1 protein-coding gene is annotated in these 340 nt (G+C 36.8%); it reads right to left on the reverse strand.

What is annotated here, in order from left to right:
• Positions 1-340 (reverse strand): phosphopantothenoylcysteine decarboxylase domain-containing protein (locus SORDD24_RS10595; RefSeq protein ID WP_330997396.1); only part of this gene is annotated, 340 nt, incomplete at both ends.

Consider the following 340-nt stretch of genomic DNA (forward strand, 5'->3'; position numbering starts at 1 on the left):
AATCTTGGGTGTTTTTTTCAAAAACAAAACCTGCACCTCATCAGTTGAAGAAATCTTAGATTCTTTATTTTTCTTATCTAATAAATCTTCCAGATTAGAACTCGTCTTAACTTCATCTAGTCCCGTCATATAAACAGGAGTGTAGTCAGAAACTGCCATCGAATGAATCAAGACCTGATAATCTTGAACACACTCTTTCATTTCTAAAAGAAGATCATTCGTATTTTTGATTTCTAGAATGGTTAGATGGGGATGAGGTTCTGCCTTAAGAGCACTAGGAGTAGTAATTAGACAAACCTCATGACCAGCAGCAAGTAGGGTTTCGGTGATGACTTTCCCC

Source organism: Streptococcus oralis, assembly GCF_001579175.1.
Lineage (GTDB): Bacteria > Bacillota > Bacilli > Lactobacillales > Streptococcaceae > Streptococcus > Streptococcus oralis_O.